Here is a 1147-nt window from a genome sequence, read left to right as displayed (position 1 = left end):
AGGTGCCCCGGAGGCGTTTAACTTGACGCCCGGGAGACACTAATCGCCCGTCAGGGTGCCGCTCACCACCGCCGACCCATGCTCGGCGGACAGAACCACGGCCGGGACCAGGCCGCAGGACGCGAAGACGGCGGCTGCAGCCCCGGCCTGGCGCTCGCTCGTCTCCACTGCCACGGACCCGCCCGGCGCCAGCCACCCAGGTGCCCCGGCTGCGACCCGGCGCATGACCGCTAAACCGTCCGCACCGCCGTCGAGCGCCACCGGCGCTTCATACAGGCGGGCTTCGGCCGGCAGCAGGCTGATCTCGGCCGTGGGGACGTATGGGACGTTCGCCGTCAGGACATCCACCCGGCCATGCAACCGGTCAGGCAGGGCGGCGTACAGGTCGCCTTCGTGGATATGGGCAGCCGGGAGGTTCCTGCGCGCGCACGCCACCGCCACCGGATCCACGTCCGCGGCGTGCAGTTCGCCAGGCCCGAGTAGTCCACCCAGCGCCGCAGCCACCGCGCCCGAGCCGCAGCACAGATCCACCACGACGCCGGTGCGCGCCGGGGCCAAAGCCGCGGCCCGCTGAACCAGGAACTCCGTCCGCCGGCGCGGGACGAAAACCCCGGCAGATACGGCGATGCGCATGCCGCAGAACCGGGCCCAACCCACGACATGTTCCAGGGGCACTCCGGCAACCCGCTGTTCCACCCTGGCAGCAATGGCATCCGGAGGACCCCCGTCGGCGATCAGCAGGTCGGCCTCGTCCTCGGCAAAGACACAGCCAGCCGCACGCAGTCGGGAGACGATCGCATCCCGCGCAACCGATAGCTGGGAAACGTGCATCGCAATCCTTTCGAATCATGCCCAGAGTACCCTCGCGCCGACCGTGAACGCCTCCCGCGCTGTGTTCTTGACTGCAGTTTTCACACCTGTTTCTTACCGGGTCGCCGTTCATATGGGGGCGCCCCACCGGGTAGCTCCGGTGGGGCCAAAGGCGGGCCGCCCGGCAGGTGGTGTGGCGTCCACCACGAGGTGCCCCTCCGATTTCATCCCGGGGGAAAATGCTGGTAATGTATTTCTCCGTTGCCCCCCTAGCTCAGTGGTAGAGCGCGTTCTTGGTAAGAACGAGGTCACCGGATCGATTCCGGTGGGGGGCTCT

General features: G+C 68.6%; 1 protein-coding gene and 1 tRNA gene. One reads left to right on the top strand and one right to left on the bottom strand.

Features of this window, described 5'->3' with window-relative positions; genetic code table 11:
* Window positions 1–39: 39 nt before the first annotated feature.
* The gene (locus tag AC5RWT_RS37630) at window positions 40–831 is read right to left on the bottom strand and encodes a putative protein N(5)-glutamine methyltransferase (protein WP_494084657.1); all 792 of its coding nucleotides are present in this window, start codon (window positions 829–831) and stop codon (window positions 40–42) included.
* 242 nt (window positions 832–1073) lie between these two features.
* On the opposite strand from AC5RWT_RS37630, the gene AC5RWT_RS37625 reads away from it, so the two are divergent.
* Window positions 1074–1145, top strand: a tRNA-Thr gene (locus tag AC5RWT_RS37625).
* The last annotated feature ends 2 nt before the right edge of the window (window positions 1146–1147 follow it).

The sequence above is a fragment of the Arthrobacter sp. Dra40 genome (assembly GCF_059091905.1).
Note: the sequence above shows the minus strand (reverse complement) of the source record. Positions and strands in the feature narration are given on the sequence as shown.

Excerpts from the sequence above, each read along its gene's own strand:
- AC5RWT_RS37630 (WP_494084657.1), bottom strand. The coding sequence starts at position 831 with ATGCACGTTTCCCAGCTATCGGTTGCGCGGGATGCGATCGTCTCCCGA.